General features: G+C 38.4%; 1 protein-coding gene. It reads left to right on the top strand.

The genetic code is table 11. The annotated features are described in order from the left end of the window. Nucleotides 1-613: 613 nt before the first annotated feature. Complete coding sequence (locus tag D0T84_RS22025; protein ID WP_163310063.1) at nucleotides 614-2,428, top strand: reverse transcriptase/maturase family protein; 1,815 nt, start codon at nucleotides 614-616, stop codon at nucleotides 2,426-2,428. Nucleotides 2,429-2,546 lie beyond the last annotated feature (118 nt).

Genomic DNA, 2,546 nt, shown 5'->3' with positions numbered 1-2,546 from the left:
CAGGTGCGCCCGTAAGGGTACATAATAAATATAGCTTTGGCAAGCTATTAGGTTCGCGTTCTTTGAAAAAATAACCTATCATCACCCGACTTATCCGTTAACGAAAGACGACGGGGAGTGTCGCATGTCGGGAACGCCACGAGCAGACAAACTACCATGTTTCGGCTGAGTGGCTAGATGAAACGATAGATATGAGGATAAAGTCTGGATTGATTGAACGATAGTCTGAGCGGTCAGATGGTTAGGCTTTGACGTAAGGTAGTTATACAATTCCCAAAGAATTGAAACTCGTCATATCGTGGTACTCAAGCTCTCCTTGCAGGGGCTTTGAGCAAAAGAACTTACTACGACGCAACTTCATACAAAGTAAAGGACGAAAGTCGTATCCGACAATCTATCATGCCAAAATAATCTGAATTTCAGATTATGTTATTATGTATCTAAACGGGGATTACCTAAACCGGAAAGCCAGTTGTAAGGCTATGGGAATAGTCCCTGAATATCCGGCACGGTAACAGAGCTTCCGTAGTAGTCCGAGCAAGGGAAAGCCTTGTACATGGCGAAGGGAAGCAGTTAATTCAGTTTAATATAATTAATGGAAAATGTGTGAGACATGAGAAATCCGGAAAAAGTATTAAACAGTCTATGCCAACACAGCAGCAACTTGACTTACAAGTTCGACAGGCTGTATAGGATTCTGTTTAATGAAGAAATGTACTACGTTGCCTATAAGCATTTGTACGCAAAACCAGGCAATATGACCAAAGGTGTCGATGGAAAAACCATTGACGGCTTCAGTATACCTAAAATTAAACAGTTAATTGATACGCTCAAAGATGAAACGTATCGCCCTTACCCCTCGAAAAGGACGTATATTCCGAAAAAGAATGGAAAAAAACGTCCCTTAGGAATTCCTGCATTCTATGATAAACTTCTACAAGAAGTCATAAGAATGATTTTGGAAGCAATTTATGAAGGCTGTTTTGAAGATTCTTCACATGGTTTCAGACCTCAGAAGAGTTGTCATACTGCTCTTAAAAGCATTCAGAATAAATGTAATGGTACAAAATGGTTTATTGAAGGAGATATTAAAGGATTCTTTGACAATATAAATCACGAAGTGCTTATTAACATTCTGAAAGAGCGAATTGCAGACGATAGGTTCATAAGACTGATTCGTAAGTTCCTGAATGCAGGATATGTTGAAGACTGGGTATTTCATAAATCGTATAACGGAACTCCACAAGGTGGTATTATCAGCCCGATATTGGCTAATATCTACCTTGATAAGTTCGACAAATACATGAAAGAATATATCAAGAAATTCGACAAGGGGAAAAGGAGAAAAGAAAATCCTATTGCAAAGCAATTCGGACATCGTAAGGCTAAGTTGGTGTCGAAGCTCAAAAATGTAAAAGACGCAACAGAAAGAAAACAACTGAATGAGCAGATTAGAGAAATTGTAAAAGAACGTTTGAAATATCCAGCTGGAGATGAAATGGACAGCAGTATAAAACGTCTGAAATATGTGAGGTATGCGGATGATTTTCTGATAAGTGTTATTGGAAATAAAGAAGACTGTAAACAGATTAAAGAAGACATCAAAAACTATATGTATGATGTACTTAAACTGGAACTGTCGGAAGAAAAAACTCTGATAACAAATGCACAGAAATCAGCTAAATTCCTTGGATATGACATCTTTGTACGCAAATCCAATGATACACACAGGGATAAAAACGGACATCTTGTAAGAAGCTATGACCATAAGATTGTTCTCTACGTTACGACCGAAGTAATGCGGAATAAACTCTTTGCCTATGATGCAATGAAAATTGTAAAAAGGAATGGCAAAGAAGTCTGGAAGCCCAAAGGACGTAACTACATGAGGAATCTGGATGATTTAGAAATTATCAGCCAATACAATTCTGAAATCATGGGCTTCTACAATTACTACTCTATTGCGAATAATAGTTGTGTTATCGACTCTTTTTATAACATCATGGAATACAGCATGTATAAAACCTATGCAGGCAAATATCGTACTTCCAAGAAAAAGATAATAGCGAAATACAAGAAAAATGGTGTTTTTGCTATTCCTTACAAAAATAAAAGAGGTTATACTTTCTACCGAGAATTTTACGACAGGGGTTTCAAACGTAAGGAAATGCCTGATGTGAACTTAAATGACAGGCTTCCCAATACGATTGCTATTAACGGTGGAAGAAACGGACTTATAACAAGGCTGCAAGCCAGAGTGTGTGAATTATGTGGTTCAACAGATGAACTCGAAATGCACCATGTCCGTAAACTCAAAAACCTAAAAGGAAAATCAGATTGGGAAGTTAAAATGATTGCTCGCAAACGTAAAACTTTAGCAGTATGTATAAAATGTCATCACAAAATACACGCAGGCAGCATAGACTGAATGAGTTAATGGAGAGCCGTATACATGGAGACGTGTACGTACGGTTCGGAGGCGAGTGCTTGGAAACCTACCACTGTGAAAGGGGGCAAGGCGCCGGGTGCTTAGCCTATGGGCAGAT

The sequence above is a fragment of the Dysgonomonas sp. 521 genome (genome assembly GCF_010501055.1).
Lineage (GTDB): Bacteria > Bacteroidota > Bacteroidia > Bacteroidales > Dysgonomonadaceae > Dysgonomonas.
The sequence above is the reverse complement of the archived record's forward strand: the minus strand, read 5'-3'. Positions and strand labels throughout refer to the sequence as shown.